This window comes from Streptomyces sp. DSM 120436, assembly GCF_055778765.1.
This window is the reverse complement of sequence record NZ_JBSKBS010000001.1, coordinates 899,744-916,000: the sequence shown is the minus strand read 5'-3', so window position 1 is coordinate 916,000 and position 16,257 is coordinate 899,744. Positions and strand designations below refer to the sequence as shown.

The following is a 16,257-nucleotide window of genomic DNA, read 5'->3' as shown; positions in this document are numbered from 1 at the left end:
ACCATGTTCCGCAGCGAGTACGCAGACGTCACACCGGTCGAACTCCCCATCCACGAGGCGGTGCTCGCGCGCGCCGCCGAGTTCGGGAGCATCCCGGCCCTGATCGACGGCACCGACGGCACCACCCTCACCTACGAACAGCTCGACCGCTTCCACCGGCGGGTCGCCGCCGGACTCGCCGAGGCGGGCGTGCGCAAGGGGGACGTGCTCGCCCTGCACAGCCCCAACACGATCGCCTTCCCCACCGCCTTCTACGCGGCCACCCGCGCGGGCGCCTCCGTCACCACCGTGCACCCCCTGGCCACCCCCGAGGAGTTCGCCAAGCAGCTGAAGGACTGCGCGGCCCGCTGGATCGTCACCGTCTCCCCCCTGCTGGACAGCGCGCGCGCAGCCGCCCGACTCGCGGGCGGCGTCGAGGAGATCTTCGTCTGCGACAGCGCGCCCGGGCACCGCTCCCTGATCGACATGCTCGCCTGCACGGCCCCCGAGCCGGTCGTCGACATCGACCCGGCCGAGGACGTCGCCGCACTGCCGTACTCCTCCGGCACCACCGGCGTCCCCAAGGGCGTGATGCTCACCCACCGGCAGATCGCCACCAACCTCGCCCAGCTCCAGCCGTCCATCACGGCGGGTCCCGGCGACCGCATCCTCGCCGTATTACCGTTTTTCCACATTTACGGTCTCACCGCGCTGATGAACGCCCCGCTGCGGCAGGGCGCCACCGTCGTCGTGCTGCCGCGCTTCGACCTGGAGACGTTCCTCGCCGCCGTCCAGAACCACCGCATCACCGCCCTGTACGTCGCCCCGCCGATCGTGCTGGCCCTCGCCAAGCACCCCCTCGTCGCCGAGTACGACCTCTCCTCCCTGAAGTACGTCATCAGCGCCGCCGCGCCCCTGGACGCGCACCTCGCCGCCGCCTGCGCGCAGCGGCTCGGCCTGCCGCCGGTCGGCCAGGCGTACGGCATGACGGAGCTGTCGCCCGGCACCCACGTCGTCCCGCTGGACCTCATGGAGCAGGCCCCGCCCGGCACCGTCGGCAAGCTCATCGCCGGCACCGAGATGCGGATCGTCTCCCTCGACGACCCGGGCAAGGACCTCGGGCCGGGCGAGTCCGGGGAGATCCTCATCCGCGGCCCGCAGGTGATGAAGGGCTACCTCGGCCGCCCCGACGCCACCGCCGCAATGATCGACGAGGACGGCTGGCTGCACACCGGGGACGTCGGCCATGTCGACGGTGGGGGCACCTCCCGCTCGAGCGAAGCCGAGAGTGGGGGAGGGTGGCTGTTCGTCGTGGACCGGGTGAAGGAGCTGATCAAGTACAAGGGGTTCCAGGTCGCCCCCGCCGAACTGGAGGCGCTGCTGCTCACCCACCCCGGCGTCGCCGACGCGGCCGTCATCGGCGCCCGCGACGAGGACGGCAACGAGGTCCCGCACGCCTTCGTCGTCCGCCACCCCTCCGCCCCGGACCTCACCGAGGGCGAGGTCATGAGGTACGTCGCCGAACGCGTCGCCCCGTACAAGCGGGTCCGGCGCGTCACCTTCACCGACGGCGTGCCCCGCGCCGCCTCCGGAAAGATCCTGCGCCGCGAACTGAGGGCGGCGCACGAGGAGCCCTCGTGACCCTGCTCGGACGCCGTCGCACCCGGGGCGTCGAGACCCTGTCCCTCGACGCCCCGGAGCGCCGCAACGCCCTGTCCGCCGCCCTCGTCGGCGACCTCGCCGCCGCGCTCGCGGACGCCGGGAAGGACACCGGCGTCCGCGCGGTGGTCCTCACCCACACCGGCACCACCTTCAGCGCGGGCGCGGACCTCAGGGACCCGCCCGACCCCTCCGCCCTGGTCGGCCTGCTGCGGCAGATCGTCGACCTGCCCAAACCCGTCGTCGCGCGGGTCACCGGACACGTCCGCGCGGGCGGACTCGGACTGCTCGCCGCCTGCGACGTCTCGGTCGCCTCCCGCGCGTCGACGTTCGCCTTCACCGAGGTGCGCATCGGGGTCGCCCCGGCGGTGATCTCCCTGCCGCTGCTGCCCCGCACCGACCCGCGCGCCCTGGCCCGCTACTACCTCACCGGGGAACGCTTCGACGCGGACGAGGCCGCCCGCATCGGCCTGCTCACCGCGGCCGGCGACGACGCCGACGAGACCCTCGCCCCGGTCCTCGACGGGCTGCGCCGGTCCGCCCCCGAGGCCCTCGCCGAGACGAAACGGCTGCTCACGGCTAGGGTGCTGGAGACCTTCGACCGGGACGCGGACGCCCTGACCGCGCTCTCGGCCCGCCTCTTCGCCTCCGCGCCCGCACGCGAGGGCATGACGGCGTTCCTCGAACGACGGGATCCGGAATGGGTGGTGTGAGCACGGCCGACCGTGCCGGACGATTCCCCAAGCAGGACCGCAGCCGGGCCACCCGGCAGCGGCTGCTGGAGGCCGCCGTGGCCTGCCTCGCCGAACACGGCTGGGCGGGCTCCACGGTCTCCGTCGTCGCCGAACGCGCGGGCGTCTCCCGGGGCGCCGCCCAGCACCACTTCCCGACCCGGGAGGACCTGTTCACGGCCGCCGTGGAGTACGTCGCCGAGGAACGCTCCACGGCCCTGCGCGCCCTCTTCCCCGACGGCGCCGCCGCCCACGACCGCCGGGCGGTGGTCGCCGCCCTCGTCGGCCTCTACACCGGCCCCCTGTTCCGCGCCGCCCTGCACCTGTGGGTGGCCGCGTCCAACGAGGAGCAGCTGCGGCCGCGGGTGACCGAGCTGGAGCTGCGCGTCGGGCGCGACGCGCACCGCATCGCCGTGGAACTCCTCGGCGCCGACGAGTCCCGCCCCGGCGTCCGGGAGACCGTCCAGGGCTTCCTCGACATGGCCCGCGGCCTGGGCCTCGCCACCCTCCTCACCGACGACGCCGCCCGCCGCGACCGGGTGGTCGCCCAGTGGGCGGACCTGCTGGACGACGCCCTGGGCTGAAGGGGCCCGGCTCAGCCCAGCCGGGGATCGGTCACGTGGCAGCGGATGTGCGGCGCTCCGGCGAATCTGGCATCGACAGTGACGAGCTCGGCGCCCAGCACTTCGGCAAGCGCTACGCAGGAGGCGTCGTAGGGCCACAGGGCGTGCCGCAGCTCCCGGATACGTGGGAGCAACGGCGTGTGGTCGTAGCGTCTCAGCGGCATACGCCGCAGTACGTCGAGGGCGCGTTCCGCTTCGTCCTCGGGGAGCTTCTTGCCCCGGACGGGACCGCGCAGTACCGAGGCGGTCCCCAGGTCCACGACGTGGGGTGCGGCCGGCCGCCGCCCGCGGGTGTGGTCGCGAACCCGGTCGGCGAGAGCGTCACCGCCGACGAGGAACTCCACGATGGCTGACGTGTCGGAAACGAGCGCGCCCCCCAGCGAGCCCCTCGCATCTCGCGCGTGGCTTCCGAGATGTCGTCCGCCGTCACATTCGCGCGTGCCGCGATGGCGCGGGCCTCACGCGCCGCCTCCTCGAGCGACAGGAGGGCGGCCTCGCCGGTGAGCAACTGCAGGACGTGGTTCTGCAGCGACTGCCCGCTTTTCGCCGCTCCCGTCTTCAGTGTCCGGAGCGTGTCGTCCGGGACGTCGCGTACGTGAATCGTGGGCATGCAAGCATCCTGTCCCCGTTGCAAGCAAAGTGCTCCCCCTCACGGCGCGAGCCGTTCCACCCGCCAGCCCCCGCCGGGCACGGCGACGTACCGCAGGCGGTCGTGGAGGCGGTTCTCGCGGCCCTGCCAGAACTCCACCGTCTCCGGGGTCACCCGGAACCCGCCCCAGTGCGGCGGCACCGGAACCCGCTCGGGCTCCGGGTAGCGCGCCGCCAGCTCGGCGTAGGCCGCGTCGAGCTCCTCGCGGGAGGCGATCACCGTCGACTGCCCGCTGGCCCACGCGCCCAGCTGGGAGCCGTGCGGCCGGGTGCGGAAGTACGCGGCCGTCTCGGCGCGGCCGGTGCGCCGCGCCGTGCCGGTGACGATGACCTGCCGGGCGACCGGGTGCCACGGGAACAGCAGCGAGACGTGCGGGTTCCCGGCCAGGTCGCGGCCCTTGCGGGACTCGTAGTTGGTGTAGAAGACGAACCCGCTCGCGTCGAAGTGCTTCAGCAGCACCGTGCGCGAGCTGGGCCGGCCCGCGGCGTCCGCGGTCGACACGATCATGGCGTTCGGCTCGAACAGCCCGCCCTCCCGCGCGGCCTGCGCGAACCAGCGCGCGAACTGCTCGACGGGGGTGGCGGCGAGGTCGGTCTCGGAGAGCCCCTCGGTCCGGTACTGCTTGCGCATCGAGGCGAGATCGAGGGGGACGGCGTCTCGGTCGGTCACGCCGTCATCCTGCCGCATCCCCCCGGGCCCCGAGGGGCCGGTGTCCCACGTCACAGACGGGCGGTGCCCAAGTTCACGGGTGGCACTCAGTGCCGCGAGCCCTCCCCAAAACTGGCACTCAGGGATATCGTGCTGGCACTGATCCGGTTGGGTGACCGCCAGCCGGGCATCACAGGGGTGACGTCCACGACCGCGAGTCCACCCGAGCCGACCGCGGATCCCCCGGACCCACGCCGACCGCGCCACGACACAGGGACGTCCCACCCCACCACACCGTCTGTCACCCATCGCAGAGGAGCCGCTGATGTCCGACTTCGTACCCGGGCTCGAAGGAGTCGTCGCGTTCGAGACGGAGATCGCCGAACCGGACAAGGAGGGCGGTGCCCTGCGCTACCGGGGCGTCGACATCGAGGATCTGGTCGGGCACGTCTCCTTCGGCAACGTGTGGGGGCTGCTCGTCGACGGGGCGTTCGCCCCCGGACTGCCGCCCGCCGAGCCGTTCCCCATCCCCGTGCACTCCGGTGACATACGCGTCGACGTGCAGTCCGCGCTCGCCATGCTCGCCCCCGTGTGGGGCCTGAAACCGCTCCTCGACATCGATGCCGAGCAGGCCCGCGAGGACCTCGCCCGCGCCGCCGTCATGGCCCTGTCGTACGTCGCCCAGTCGGCGCGCGGCCAGGGGCTGCCGATGGTGCCGCAGAACGAGATAGACAAGGCCGAGTCGGTCGTCGAGCGCTTCATGATCCGCTGGCGCGGCGAGCCCGACCCCAAGCACGTCGCCGCCGTCGACGCGTACTGGACGTCGGCCGCCGAGCACGGCATGAACGCCTCCACGTTCACCGCCCGCGTCATCGCCTCCACCGGCGCGGACGTCGCCGCCGCCCTCTCCGGGGCCGTCGGCGCCATGTCCGGCCCGCTGCACGGCGGCGCGCCCTCGCGCGTGCTGCACATGATCGAGGAGATCGAGCGCACCGGGGACGCCGAGGCGTACGTCAAGCGGACCCTCGACAAGGGCGAGCGCCTGATGGGGTTCGGCCACCGCGTCTACCGCGCGGAGGACCCGCGCGCCCGCGTGCTGCGTCGCACCGCCCGTGAGCTGGGCGCGCCGCGCTACGAGGTCGCCGAGGCGCTGGAGAAGGCCGCCCTGGCCGAGCTGCACGCCCGCCGCCCGGACCGGGTGCTGGCCACGAACGTGGAGTTCTGGGCCGCGATCGTGCTGGACTTCGCCGAGGTGCCGGCCCACATGTTCACGTCGATGTTCACCTGCGCCCGCACCGCGGGCTGGTCGGCGCACATCCTGGAGCAGAAGCGCACGGGCCGACTGGTCCGCCCGTCGGCCCGCTACGTGGGCCCGGGCTCGCGCGACCCGCGGGAGATCGAGGGCTACACGTCCCTCGCCCGCTGACCGGTCCGGGAACGCAGGCGACCCGCGAGTCAGGTTCCCCCTCGGGGGAGCCGGCCGGACGTTACCGGCGACTCGCGGGTCGGGTGACTGCGTTGGATTAGGCCGGCTGCGTGCATCTCGTGCACGCCGGTCCGGCGCCGAACCGAGTACGACGACGGGCCACTAGCCCGCAGCCACCTCTTCCGTCCGGTTGTCATACATCTGCCGAACCACCTCCTTTCCGAAGTACCACCACCCTAAGAAACCACCCGCCGCCGGATCAACCGCTTTTTGTGCCGGTTCTCCGGCGGCACCCTCCGTGCGTCCACCGTGCGTCCACCGTGCGTCACGCACACGCCGGCGCACGCTGCCCGGCCGGCCGCCCCCTCGTCGTGCCCCGGCCGCCGCGCGAGGTCTTTTGCCTCGTGAAAGCGTGGGTAGACGGGGGGCGGACAACAATTCCCCTCATCTTGTCGGGAACTTGATGTGCGCTGAGTCACGTTCAAGTTGAATGATTGTTGGTGAGCGAATCGTCGTGCCGTACGTGCGGACACAGCCTGCAGGGGGTTCAGGTGGGTGCATCCCGGCGTAGTGGGGCCACCGACGCGCTCGGGCCGGAGGGGCCCGGGCCCGAGCGGGAGGGGCCGGCCGGCTCCGACCTGCTCGCGGCGCTGCTCGACGGCATGGACGCCGCGCTGTGCGCCTTCGACGCGGACGGCGTGGTGACCCACTGGAACCGCGAGGCCGAGCGCATCCTCGGCTGGACCGCCGAGCAGGCGGTGGGCCGGACCGGGTTCGCCGGATGGGCCGTGCGCAGCGCGGACGCCGAGGAGGTCGAGGCCCGGCTGATGTCGGCCATGGACGCGCCCGGCCGGCAGGTGAACGAGTTCGCGCTGCTGACCAAGGACGGCCGCCGCGTGCTGGTGCGCACCCAGTCCGCCGCCGTACGCGGCCCCGACGGCAGGCCCGCCGGGGTCTACTGCGCGTTCAGCGAGGTGCACGCGCAGATCGACCTGGAGCGGTCCATCGCGCTGAGCGAGGCGCTGCTGGAGGACGCGAGCTGGGGCGTCGTCCTCGTCGACGCCGACCTGCGCCCCGCCGTGGCCAACGCGTACGCCGCGCGGGCGCTCGGCGCGGGGCGCACGGCGGTGCTGGGGCGGCCGCTGGGGGAACTGCTGGCCCAGGGCGTGGAGGAGCTGGAGAGCGCGCTCACCCATGTGCTCGCCGAGGGCGCGCCGCCCGCGCCGGCCGAACTGTGGGTGACCGTGCGGACGCCGGAGGGCGAGCGCCGCAGGTGCTGGCGGAACGGGTTCGTGCGGCTGTCGTCGCCGCTCGCGGAGGAGCCGGTGCCGCTGGGAGTGGGCTGGCTGTTCCAGGACGTGACCGAGTCGCGGCAGGGCGAGCAGGAGGCGTCGCTGCTGCGGTTCCGCGCCCAGCAACTGCACCGGGCGGCCCGCGCGGCGGCGGAGTGCGAGGACCCGGCCGAGGCGGCGACCGTCCACCTGGACTTCGCGCTCGCCGGCTTCGCCGACCACGCCCTGATCGACCGGGTCGCCGAGGGCGGGGCCGACACCGACCGGGTACGGCTGGTGCGGATCGCCGAGACCCCCTCCGGCGGTTCGGGCCCCAGTCGCCTGGACGGCAGGGCGGGGCTCCCGGCGCTCTACGCCGACGGGCATCCGGCGCTGCAGTGCGTGGAGCGCGCCGGGTCGGTACGGGCCGGCGCGGGCTCGCTCCAGGGGGACGCGGCACGGGAGTGGGCGCTGGCCCGCCAGTGGCCGAAGGACACGGTCCACGCCCTGTGCACGGTCCTCCGCAGCCGCGGTCGCACCCTCGGTGCCGTGACGTTTCTGCGCACGTCCCACCGCACGGCCTTCGAACGCGCCGACGCGGTGTACGCGGAGGACGTGGCGGCACACATCGCCACGGCGCTGGACCTGGCGTCGCTGCTGCCCGGGGAACGGTGAGGCGCGGGCCGGGCGCACGGGGAGCCGCCCGGGGCGCGGTGACGCGGGGGTCCGCCCGCCGGTGCGCGCGGGGTGCTGACGCGGGGGGTGTGCGAGCCGGTGGTCATGGTCGCGCGGTGATGGATGTGTCCGGGGCGCGGTGACGCGGGGACCGTGGGATGCGCGCGGGGCGCCGGCGCGGAGGGGGTGCGAGCCGGCGGCCGTGATCGCGCCGCCACGGACGTGCCCGGGGCGCGGTGACGCGGGGGTCCGCCCGCCGGTGCGCGCGGGGCGCTGACGCGGGGGTCCGTCCGCCGGATCACGCGCGGGGCGCCGGTGCGGAGGTCCGCGAGCCGGCGGCCGTGATCGCGCGGCCCCGTACGGCAGCGACAGCTCCGCCGCGGACTGCCCGAGGCGGTGGCTCGGACGAAAGGGCTGCTGAGGTGACCGGGGCGCGGGGTGCGGTTCTCGAGACGCCGGGACGCGGCGGCTCAGGACCGCCCCAGCCGTAGGCCGCGTGCCCCCGCACGCGGCCGGGACGTCGGGGAGGGCTGCCCGGGACGGCCCGCGGCGTACCGGGCTCAGTGCTGGTAGAAGATCCGGTCGCCGTACTCCGACATCACGCGGGCGTTCCAGTCGTGGCCGCCGTCGACGTTGCCCGAGCGCAGCAGGGGCGGCTCGATGCCGCGGTCGGCGAGGGTGGCCGCGGCGGTGGCCATGACCGCCTGCAGCAGCGCCGAGGTGACGACCGTGGACGCCGGCGCGAACGGCGCGGGCACGCCCTCCCAGGTCAGCTCGGCGTCGCCGACCGTGATCCCGGAGTCCAGCACCAGGTCGCAGTGGTCCTTGAGGAACGTCCCGGAGGGGTTCCGCGCCGCCGTCCGCGCCGCGTACGCCACCGACGTCACGCCGATCACCTTCACGCCCTTGGCGCGCGCCTTCACCGCCATCTCCACCGGCAGCGCGTTGCGCCCGGACAGGGAGATGATCACCAGCAGGTCGCCCTCCCGCAGCGGGGAGGAGTCCAGCACCGCACCCGCCAGCCCGTCCACCCGCTCCAGCGCGGACCCCAGCGTCGCCGGCCTGACGTCGACGCCGACGGCCCCCGGAACGGTGAGCAGGTTCATCAGGGCGAGCCCGCCCGCGCGGTAGACGAGGTCCTGCGCGGCGAGCGAGGAGTGGCCCGCGCCGAAGGCGAAGAGCCGTCCGCCGTCGACGACCGTGTCCGCGATCATCGTGCCCGCGGCCGCCATCGGCCCGTCCTCCTCGTCGCGGAGCCGCCGCAGCAGCCCGATCGCGGCGTCGAGGAACTGGCCGGCGGGCGTGCGGTCGCTCATGCGGCTCCCTTCGGGGCGGACCTGTCGCGGATCACCGTGCGGTCCGGACCGCTGCCGTGTCAATACGGTGTCCGGACGGCCGTTTCCCGGTGGCCGGACCCCCGTGTTTCCGGGGCGCGGCCCGGTTGTCCGTCGTATGCGCAAGAATTGGGTATCGGGCCAGCGCACACGCCGGTGAGCCGTCCAGCCTTCCGGCAGAGCCAATCCGCAGATCTCATCAAGGGGCAAGTATGTCCGGACTGATCGACACCACGGAGATGTATCTCCGCACCATCCTCGAGCTGGAGGAGGAAGGTGTGGTCCCCATGCGCGCCCGGATCGCCGAGCGGCTCGACCAGAGCGGGCCGACGGTCAGCCAGACGGTGGCCCGGATGGAGCGCGACGGCCTGGTGTCCGTCGCCCCGGACCGCCATCTGGAGCTCACGGAGGAGGGCCGCCGGCTGGCCACCCGCGTGATGCGCAAGCACCGCCTCGCCGAGTGTCTCCTGGTCGACGTGATCGGTCTGGAGTGGGAGCAGGTGCACGCCGAGGCGTGCCGCTGGGAGCACGTGATGAGCGAGGCCGTCGAGCGCCGCGTCCTGGAGCTGCTGCGGCACCCGACCGAGTCGCCGTACGGCAACCCGATCCCGGGGCTGGAGGAGCTGGGCGAGACGGACGGCGCCGTCCCGTTCCTCGACGAGGGCATGGTGTCGCTGGCCGACCTCGACCCTGGCGCCGAGGGCAAGACGGTCGTGGTGCGCCGGATCGGCGAGCCGATCCAGACGGACGCGCAGCTGATGTACTCGCTGCGCCGGGCGGGTGTGCAGCCCGGCTCGGTGGTGAGCGTGACGGAGTCCGCGGGCGGCGTGCTGGTGGGCAGCAGCGGCGAGGCGGCGGAGCTGGAGGCGGAGGTCGCCTCGCACGTCTTCGTCGCCAGGCCCTGACGCCGGCCGCCGACAGGGGGACCGGTGGGGGGCGTGACCGGTGGGGCGAGCGGTGCACGCCCGCCGACCGGGGACGCGCCGGACCATGCGCCGGACCCGGCGCCGCCGCGTCCCCGTTGCGCCGAATCGCAGCGGTCGCCGGGCCGACGTGCGAGGCTGTCGTGTGGGGCATATGACCTGAGGGGTTCTTGGCCCGGAGACGCGGACGCCGCCCGGGCCGGGGAGGGGCGGGACGATGTGCCGTGACCACGTGAGGAGCCCCGGCGCCGCACGGCGCCGGGGCCTGTCCTCCCCTGTGCTGACCCGGAGCCCCGAGCTCTCAGGGTCATTCCCCGCGGACCGATTTCCCCGAGCGGTCCGCCCCCCGCTGAAGATCTCCCCCGGGCCACGGCGGTCAAATCCCGAGCGGGGTCACTCGAACGAGGGGTGTTGCCGGGCAAAAGGGCACTCTCGAATGTCCATTCGATAACGTGCGGCAGTGGCAACAGGCAGAGGCCGGCGGCCGGCGCGGGCCGGGACGCCGGCGGCAGGCAGTGGGCAGGCAGCGAGCTTGGGGGGTGCCAGGACCATGGCGCGACGCATCGACGTGACGGGGGCGGACGGCGTACGCCTGGCCGCCTGGGAGTTCGGCGACCCGGCCAAGGCCGGACCCGGCCCCGAGGGAGGGACCGCGCCGGACGCGCCCGGCGTGCTGTTGCTGCACGGTCTGATGGGCCGCGCCTCGCACTGGGCGTCCACCGCCCGCCGGCTCTCCGCGCGGCACCGGGCGGTCGCCCTCGACCAGCGTGGCCACGGCCGCAGCGACAAGCCCCCGGAGGGCGCCTTCAGCCGGGACGCCTACGTCGACGACGCGGAGGCCGCCCTCGAGCAGCTCGGCCTCGGCCCCGCCGTCCTGATCGGCCACGCGATGGGTGCGCTGACCGCCTGGCAGCTGGCCGCCAAACGCCCCGACCTGGTCCGCGGCCTGGTCATCTGCGACATGCGGGCCTCCGCCCTCGGGGGCGCCTCGCAGCGCGAGTGGGCGGAGTGGTTCACGTCCTGGCCGGTCCCCTTCGCCACCCTCGCCGACGTACGGAAGTGGTTCGGCGAGGACGACCCCTGGGTGGAGCGGCCCCATCCGGCCCGCGGCGAGTTCTACGCCGAGGTGATGGCGGAGGCCCCCGACGGCTGGCGTCCCGTCTTCGACCCCGACCAGATGCTCCGCTCCCGCGCGACCTGGGTCCACGACGCCCACTGGGAGGAGCTGGCCCAGGTCCGCTGCCCCGCCCTGGTGGTCCGCGGCCTGGACGGCGAACTGGGCCGCGCCGAGGCCCAGGAGATGGTCCGCGTCCTCCCCCGCGGTCAGTACGCCGAGGTCGCCGACGCCGGCCACCTCGTCCACTACGACCAGCCCGAAGCCTGGCTCGCCGCCATCGAACCCTTCCTGGCCTCCCTCGACACGGCGTGAGGCCGCGAGGGCCGGCGGCGATGCCCGGGGGAGGGGGTGCGGTGCGCCGCCGCGACCGCCGCCGGTCTCGACCGGGCCGGCCGGGCGTCGTCCCGCGCCAGGACCGCCCCGGCCCGCCGGAGCGCACGGAGGGGGGGCGGCGGCGCCCGGCGTGCGCGGGCGCCCCGCTTGTCGGCCTCCTCGCCGGGCAGCCCGCGCAACCGGCCGGTGCGGGCGAGCAGTTCGCGTCCCGGCAGCCGCTCGGAGGGACGAAGTCCCTCCGGGAGCACGCCGATCCGGGCCTTCACCCGCACCGGATCGCGCCCCGCGTCGTGGCCGGCGATCTCGACGGCGTCCCGGTCCGGGCGCAGCAGCCCCGTCACCGTGGACAGGGTGGTGGTCCTCCCGGCGCCGTTCGGCCCGGCCGGGCCGACGGACCGCCGCGCGGGCAGCCCGGGCCGGTCCCGCCGACGGCGACAGCCCCCGCCGCGTCTCCCCCCTGTCGCCCAGAGCCTACGAGGAGACCAACGCGCCACGTCGGCGCGGAAAGCGAACCTCCGTCACCGGTTCTGGCCGCAGGCGTACGCCAGTGCGGGCACCAGCTCCTCCGCGTCCGGCAGCCAGCGGTTCTCCCGGGTCGGCCGACGGGCCCACTGCACGGCCCCGTGGCGCCCCACCCGGGTCGGCGGCGCGGCCACGTACGACCCCTCGCCCAGGACGGCCAGGTCGAGCGACGACGCCGTCCAGCCCAGCGCGCGCAGCAGGTCCGGGAGCTTCGCCGCCGCCCCGGGCAGCACGAAGAACTCCGTGCGCCGGTACGGCGTCCGGGTCACCGGGCCGGGCGTGAGGCTCATCCGCTCCAGCCGCGCCAGCGCCAGGAGACCGGCCGTCTCCGGCACGGAGATCGCGTCGAAGGTGCGCCCGGTGGGCAGCAGGACCGAGGCGCCGGGCCGCTGTTGCCACATCCGGCGCGCGGCGCCGGCACTCCCGGTCGCCCGGTCCGCCCAGTCGGGCCCCGCCGGGTGCGCGCCGGGGGCGGAACACGCCGCGTCACCGCACGAGCAGGCGTGCACCCCGTCGACGACCTCGGTCCAGGTGCCCGGCACCACGTCCCAGTGGCGCTCCTCGGCATAGCGCACGGCGGTGTCCAGCAGCGATTCCCCGCGCTGCGTCGGGATCTGTACGGCGTCGGCGCCCGCGATCGTCTCTTCCACGAGGAACACAACTACTCCCGTCACCAGGGGTTACGCCCTGCCGAATGCGCGGGGGAGGGGCACCGGGCCCGTGTCCGGGGCGCATGGGTGCATCCATGGGGGCGCGCGGGGGGATCCGCCACTGCGACGGGGTAACCAGGAGGGGGGTCGGCAACCGTCGATACCCCGGCAATTCTCACATGTCCCGCATTGTCGGTATCTCGACGGGGCATTGATCCTCCCGGCCGGACGTCTCGCCGGGACGACGTGAGACGTACGGCCGCGGACAACACGTCAACCCGGTGCGTGGGCAGGCACCGCAGCCTCAGGGGGTACGCCATGGCCGCAAGGCCGCTCGTCGCCCGGCAGCCGAACGAACGGCTGCAGGCGCTCATCCAGGAAGCCGGATGCTCCAACGCCGGACTGGCCCGCAGGGTCAACATGTGCGGCGCGGAGCACGGCCTCGACCTGCGCTACGACAAGACGTCGGTGGCCCGCTGGCTGCGCGGACAGCAGCCGCGGGGCCGGGCGCCGGCCGTCATCGCGGAGGCGCTGGGCCGCAAGCTGGGCCGCACGGTGACGATCGACGAGATCGGCATGGCCAACGGCAAGAACCTCGCGTCGGGGGTCGGCCTCCAGTTCTCGCCGACGGTACTGGGCGCCATCGAGCAGGTCTGCGAGCTGTGGCGCAGCGACGTGGGGCGGCGGGACTTCCTGTCCGGGTCGTCCGTCGCCGCCTCCGCGCTGGTGGAGCCCAGCCGGGACTGGCTGATCTCCGCGCCCGACGGCCAGGTCGCGCGCTCCTCCGGACCGCGCGTGGGCCAGTCGGACGTGGCGGCGGTGCGGTCCATGACGGAGGCGCTGGTCGTGCTGGACCACCAGTACGGCAGCGGGCACGTCCGCCCGGTCGTGGTGCACTACCTCAACAGCGTGGTCTCGGGGATGCTGGCGGGGTCGTACCGCGAGGCGGTGGGGCGCGACCTGTTCGCCGCCGTCGCCCGACTGACCGAACTGGCCGGGTACATGGCCGTCGACACCGGCCAACCGGGCCTGGCCCAGAGGTACTACATCCAGGCGCTGCGGCTCGCGCAGGCCGCCGGGGACCGCGGCTACGGCGGGTACGTGCTCGCCGCGTCCATGAGCCACCTCGCCGCGCAGCTCGGAAACCCGCGCGAGATCGCCCAGTTGGCACGCGCGGCGCAGGAAGGCACGCGGGGGCGCGTGCCCCCCCGCGCCGAGGCGATGTTCCTCGCGGCCGAGGCCCGCGGGCACGCGCTGATGGGCGACGCCCAGGCCGCGCACACCGTCGCGGGGCGTGCCGTGAGCGCCCTGGAGGCCGCCGACCCGGGCTCGGGCGACGACCCGCCGTGGATCACGCACTTCGACGAGGCCTATCTGGCTGACGAGTTGGCGCACTGCCACCGCGACCTCGGCCAGGCGGAGGCCGCCGCGCGGTGCGCGCGGGAGGCGCTGGACGGCCACCCGCCCGCACGCGCGCGGCGCCGGGCCATCGGCTACGTGCTGCTCGCCACCGCGCAGGTGCAGCAGCGCGAGATCGAACAGGCCTGTGCCACGGGCCTGAAGGCGGCCGAACTGCTCGGCAAGCTGCGCTCCAACCGGGGCGCGGAGTACCTGGAGGACCTCCAGCAGCGCCTCGAGCCGTACCGGGAGGAGCCGGTGGTACGGGAGTTCGGGGCGCGGGTGGAGCTCCAGACGGCGGCGTGACGTCCGCGACACCGCGTGCGTCACGGGAGGCGGGCGGGACGGAGGGGACGTAACCAGCGCCCGGTGACCGGGTTTTGTTACCGCGCTCACAGGGCAGGAGGCCAGGTTCTGTGCTGCGTGGCACGGGGCTCCGGGGACCCGGTAGCGTGAGCCGACGATTCACAAGGTCCCCCATGGGTAGGAGTCCCGGTGACGCAGAGTGGACAGGGCGAGGAGCCCTCGGCGCCTCCCGCGCGCGAAGGCATCGTGCTGCCCTCGGACGGTGGCGAGCCCCTGCTGCCGGGCGTGACGTCCGGTCCGGTCGCGCCCGGCGGTACGGACGGCCCGCCCGCCGGCGGGTTCCCCGCCCCGGCGCCGCCCGGCGGCCAGACCTGGGGGACCTCCTGGGGCCCCGGCCGGCAGGCCGCCGCCCCGTCCTCGGGCCAGGAGTGGCCGTCCGCGAACGACGGGCAGTGGCAGCAGCAGCCGCCCTCCTGGGACGCCGGGAGCCAGGCGCAGGGCGGCCCGCAGCACGGCGGCCGGCCGCAGGACGGTCCCGGCCCGCTGCCGCCCGAGGGCGCTCCGCCCCAGGGCGGCTACCCGCCCGCGCAGGGCGGGCACGGCGCCTACGGCCAGGGCGGCGCGCCCACCGGGCAGCAGGGCCCCGGCTACGGGCACGCCGGAACCGACGGCTACGGGCACGCCGGAACCGACGGCTACGGGCAGGCCGCCCCGGGCGCCGCCGCGTACGGCGGGCACACCGCGGGCGGCCCGCTGCCGCCGCAGCACGGCTCCGGCTACGGCGCCCCCGACGGCGGCGGGTACGGCTACCCGCCCGCCCCCGGCGCCCCGCTGCCGCCGCCCGCGCCCGGCGTGGACGAGGGCGCCACGCAGCTCATCCCGCCGGTCCCGGCGGGCGGGGCCGACGAGGGCGCGACCCAGTACATACCCCCGGTCCCGGCGGGCGGGGCCGACGAGGGCGCGACCCAGTACATACCCCCGGTCGCCCCGGGCGCGCTGCCGCCCGAGATGCCCGCCGCGCACGACGCGGAGGCCACCCGCGACCTCGGCATCGCCCAGCCGCCGGCCGGTCCGGGACCGCTTCCGCGGCCCGGTGACCCGGACGCCGAGCCCACCCGGTTCATCGCCCCGATCACCGACCAGGGGCCGCCGCAGCCGTACGGCGCCGCGCCCGGTGACGCCGGCCGGCAGCCGCCCGCCGAGTTCGACAACCTCTTCCGCGACGGCGATGGCGCGGCGGGCACCACCCAGCAGATGCCGCGCCTGGACTACGGCCGTCCCGCCCGGGCCGACCGCACCCCGCCCGGACCGCCCGGACCGCCCGCCCCGCCCGTCGCGGGCCGCGGGGGCCGCGGCGGACGCGGCGGTGGCGGCAACGGCGGCCCCCGCTGGCCGCTGATCGCCGCGGTCGGCGTCGGCATCGCCGTCGTCGGCGTCGGCGCGGGCGCCCTGCTCGGCAGCGGCGGCAAGGACGACGACGGCGGCACGAACCAGCCGGTCTCCGCCACCGCGCCCGCGAGCGTGGAGGCCTCACCCTCACCCTCGCCGACCGTCGACCCGGCCCGCGAGCAGGCCGTCGAGCTGGACAAGCTGCTGGCGCACAGCGGCGACAGCCGCAGCACCGTGATCGACGCGGTGGAGGACGTGAAGGCGTGCCGCGACCTCGGCAAGGCCGCCTCCGACCTGCGGGAGGCCGCCAAGCAGCGGAACCAGCTGGTGACCGACCTGTCCCAGCTCCCCGTGGACAAGCTGCCCCAGCACGAGGCGCTGACCGAGGCGCTGCGGGAGGCGTGGAAGGCGTCCGCCTCGGCCGACGACCACTACGCGCGCTGGGCGGACCAGACCAAGGGCAAGAAGGGCTGCAAGAAGGGGCAGGCGCGCAGCACGGGGGAGACCGAGGCGGGGAACCGCGCCAGCGGGACCGCCACCGAGCAGAAGAAGAAGGCCGCGGACCTGTGGAACGGGATCGCCCGGCAGTACGGGCTGACCGAGCGGGAGCCCACGCAGTTGTGA

The 16,257-nt window shown here is 75.0% G+C and carries 13 protein-coding genes and 2 pseudogenes; 9 read left to right on the top strand and 6 right to left on the bottom strand.

From position 1 onward, the window contains the following. Window positions 1-3: 3 nt before the first annotated feature. Genes ACWH4W_RS04090 through ACWH4W_RS04080 form a run of 3 tightly spaced genes read left to right on the top strand, consistent with a single transcriptional unit; the run spans window position 4 to window position 2,953 of the window. Window positions 4-1,620, top strand: a complete 1,617-nt coding sequence (locus tag ACWH4W_RS04090; RefSeq protein ID WP_473074461.1) for a 4-coumarate--CoA ligase family protein — start codon at window positions 4-6, stop codon at window positions 1,618-1,620. After that, on the top strand, window positions 1,617-2,351 hold the full coding sequence (locus ACWH4W_RS04085; RefSeq protein ID WP_473074460.1) for an enoyl-CoA hydratase family protein: 735 nt from the start codon (window positions 1,617-1,619) through the stop codon (window positions 2,349-2,351). Before ACWH4W_RS04090 ends, ACWH4W_RS04085 begins: the two co-directional genes overlap by 4 nt. Beyond that, window positions 2,339-2,953: a TetR/AcrR family transcriptional regulator gene (locus tag ACWH4W_RS04080; protein WP_106413722.1), complete on the top strand. Its 615-nt coding sequence runs from the start codon at window positions 2,339-2,341 to the stop codon at window positions 2,951-2,953. The genes ACWH4W_RS04085 and ACWH4W_RS04080 overlap by 13 nt, the downstream gene beginning before the upstream one ends. 11 nt (window positions 2,954-2,964) lie before the next feature. Here ACWH4W_RS04080 and ACWH4W_RS04075 read toward each other — a convergent pair whose 3' ends face one another. The 3 genes and pseudogenes from ACWH4W_RS04075 to pdxH form a co-directional block, all read right to left on the bottom strand. Further along, window positions 2,965-3,372, bottom strand: coding sequence for a type II toxin-antitoxin system VapC family toxin (locus ACWH4W_RS04075; protein WP_473077412.1), 408 nt, complete (start codon window positions 3,370-3,372; stop codon window positions 2,965-2,967). A 131-nt stretch (window positions 3,373-3,503) separates the two neighbouring features. Next, window positions 3,504-3,602 (bottom strand): annotated as a pseudogene (locus tag ACWH4W_RS04070) (FitA-like ribbon-helix-helix domain-containing protein); the annotation flags it as partial. Window positions 3,603-3,641: 39 nt separating this feature from the next. Next, window positions 3,642-4,328 (bottom strand): pyridoxamine 5'-phosphate oxidase, encoded by a 687-nt coding sequence (gene pdxH / locus ACWH4W_RS04065; RefSeq protein WP_473074459.1) that lies wholly within the window; start codon window positions 4,326-4,328, stop codon window positions 3,642-3,644. 286 nt (window positions 4,329-4,614) lie between these two features. Between pdxH and ACWH4W_RS04060 the strand changes: the two genes are divergently transcribed. Both ACWH4W_RS04060 and ACWH4W_RS04055 read left to right on the top strand, forming a co-directional pair. Further along, window positions 4,615-5,715, top strand: coding sequence for a citrate synthase 2 (locus tag ACWH4W_RS04060; protein WP_473074458.1), 1,101 nt, complete (start codon window positions 4,615-4,617; stop codon window positions 5,713-5,715). A 551-nt stretch (window positions 5,716-6,266) separates the two neighbouring features. Next, complete coding sequence (locus ACWH4W_RS04055) at window positions 6,267-7,661, top strand: PAS domain-containing protein (protein WP_473074457.1); 1,395 nt, start codon at window positions 6,267-6,269, stop codon at window positions 7,659-7,661. Window positions 7,662-8,221: 560 nt separating this feature from the next. Here ACWH4W_RS04055 and ACWH4W_RS04050 read toward each other — a convergent pair. Continuing rightward, window positions 8,222-8,977 (bottom strand): SIS domain-containing protein, encoded by a 756-nt coding sequence (locus ACWH4W_RS04050; RefSeq protein ID WP_473074456.1) that lies wholly within the window; start codon window positions 8,975-8,977, stop codon window positions 8,222-8,224. Window positions 8,978-9,207: 230 nt separating this feature from the next. Here ACWH4W_RS04050 and ACWH4W_RS04045 point away from each other — a divergent pair, with 230 nt between their 5' ends. After that, window positions 9,208-9,900, top strand: a complete 693-nt coding sequence (locus ACWH4W_RS04045; RefSeq protein WP_473074455.1) for an iron-dependent transcriptional repressor DtxR — start codon at window positions 9,208-9,210, stop codon at window positions 9,898-9,900. 568 nt (window positions 9,901-10,468) lie between these two features. Further along, complete coding sequence (locus ACWH4W_RS04040) at window positions 10,469-11,347, top strand: alpha/beta fold hydrolase (RefSeq protein ID WP_473074454.1); 879 nt, start codon at window positions 10,469-10,471, stop codon at window positions 11,345-11,347. A gap of 155 nt (window positions 11,348-11,502) precedes the next feature. Here the strand turns inward: ACWH4W_RS04040 and ACWH4W_RS04035 are convergent. After that, window positions 11,503-11,778: pseudogene (locus tag ACWH4W_RS04035) on the bottom strand (ATP-binding cassette domain-containing protein); the annotation flags it as partial. 108 nt (window positions 11,779-11,886) lie between these two features. Further along, window positions 11,887-12,549, bottom strand: a complete 663-nt coding sequence (locus ACWH4W_RS04030) for a bifunctional DNA primase/polymerase (protein WP_473074453.1) — start codon at window positions 12,547-12,549, stop codon at window positions 11,887-11,889. A gap of 309 nt (window positions 12,550-12,858) precedes the next feature. Between ACWH4W_RS04030 and ACWH4W_RS04025 the strand changes: the two genes are divergently transcribed. Both ACWH4W_RS04025 and ACWH4W_RS04020 read left to right on the top strand, forming a co-directional pair. Beyond that, window positions 12,859-14,244 carry an NsdA family TPR-like regulatory protein gene (locus ACWH4W_RS04025; RefSeq protein WP_473074452.1) on the top strand — a complete coding sequence of 462 codons (1,386 nt, stop codon included), beginning with the start codon at window positions 12,859-12,861 and terminating at the stop codon, window positions 14,242-14,244. 189 nt (window positions 14,245-14,433) lie between these two features. Further along, window positions 14,434-16,257, top strand: coding sequence for a hypothetical protein (locus ACWH4W_RS04020; RefSeq protein WP_473074451.1), 1,824 nt, complete (start codon window positions 14,434-14,436; stop codon window positions 16,255-16,257).

Bases quoted from the DNA above. Each gene is read 5' to 3' on its own strand.
- pdxH (WP_473074459.1), bottom strand. From the start codon at position 4,328: ATGCGGCAGGATGACGGCGTGACCGACCGAGACGCCGTCCCCCTCGAT.
- ACWH4W_RS04040 (WP_473074454.1), top strand. From the start codon at position 10,469: ATGGCGCGACGCATCGACGTGACGGGGGCGGACGGCGTACGCCTGGCC.
- ACWH4W_RS04060 (WP_473074458.1), top strand. From the start codon at position 4,615: ATGTCCGACTTCGTACCCGGGCTCGAAGGAGTCGTCGCGTTCGAGACG.
- ACWH4W_RS04025 (WP_473074452.1), top strand. From the start codon at position 12,859: ATGGCCGCAAGGCCGCTCGTCGCCCGGCAGCCGAACGAACGGCTGCAG.
- ACWH4W_RS04080 (WP_106413722.1), top strand. From the start codon at position 2,339: ATGGGTGGTGTGAGCACGGCCGACCGTGCCGGACGATTCCCCAAGCAG.
- ACWH4W_RS04045 (WP_473074455.1), top strand. From the start codon at position 9,208: ATGTCCGGACTGATCGACACCACGGAGATGTATCTCCGCACCATCCTC.
- ACWH4W_RS04050 (WP_473074456.1), bottom strand. From the start codon at position 8,977: ATGAGCGACCGCACGCCCGCCGGCCAGTTCCTCGACGCCGCGATCGGG.
- ACWH4W_RS04090 (WP_473074461.1), top strand. From the start codon at position 4: ATGTTCCGCAGCGAGTACGCAGACGTCACACCGGTCGAACTCCCCATC.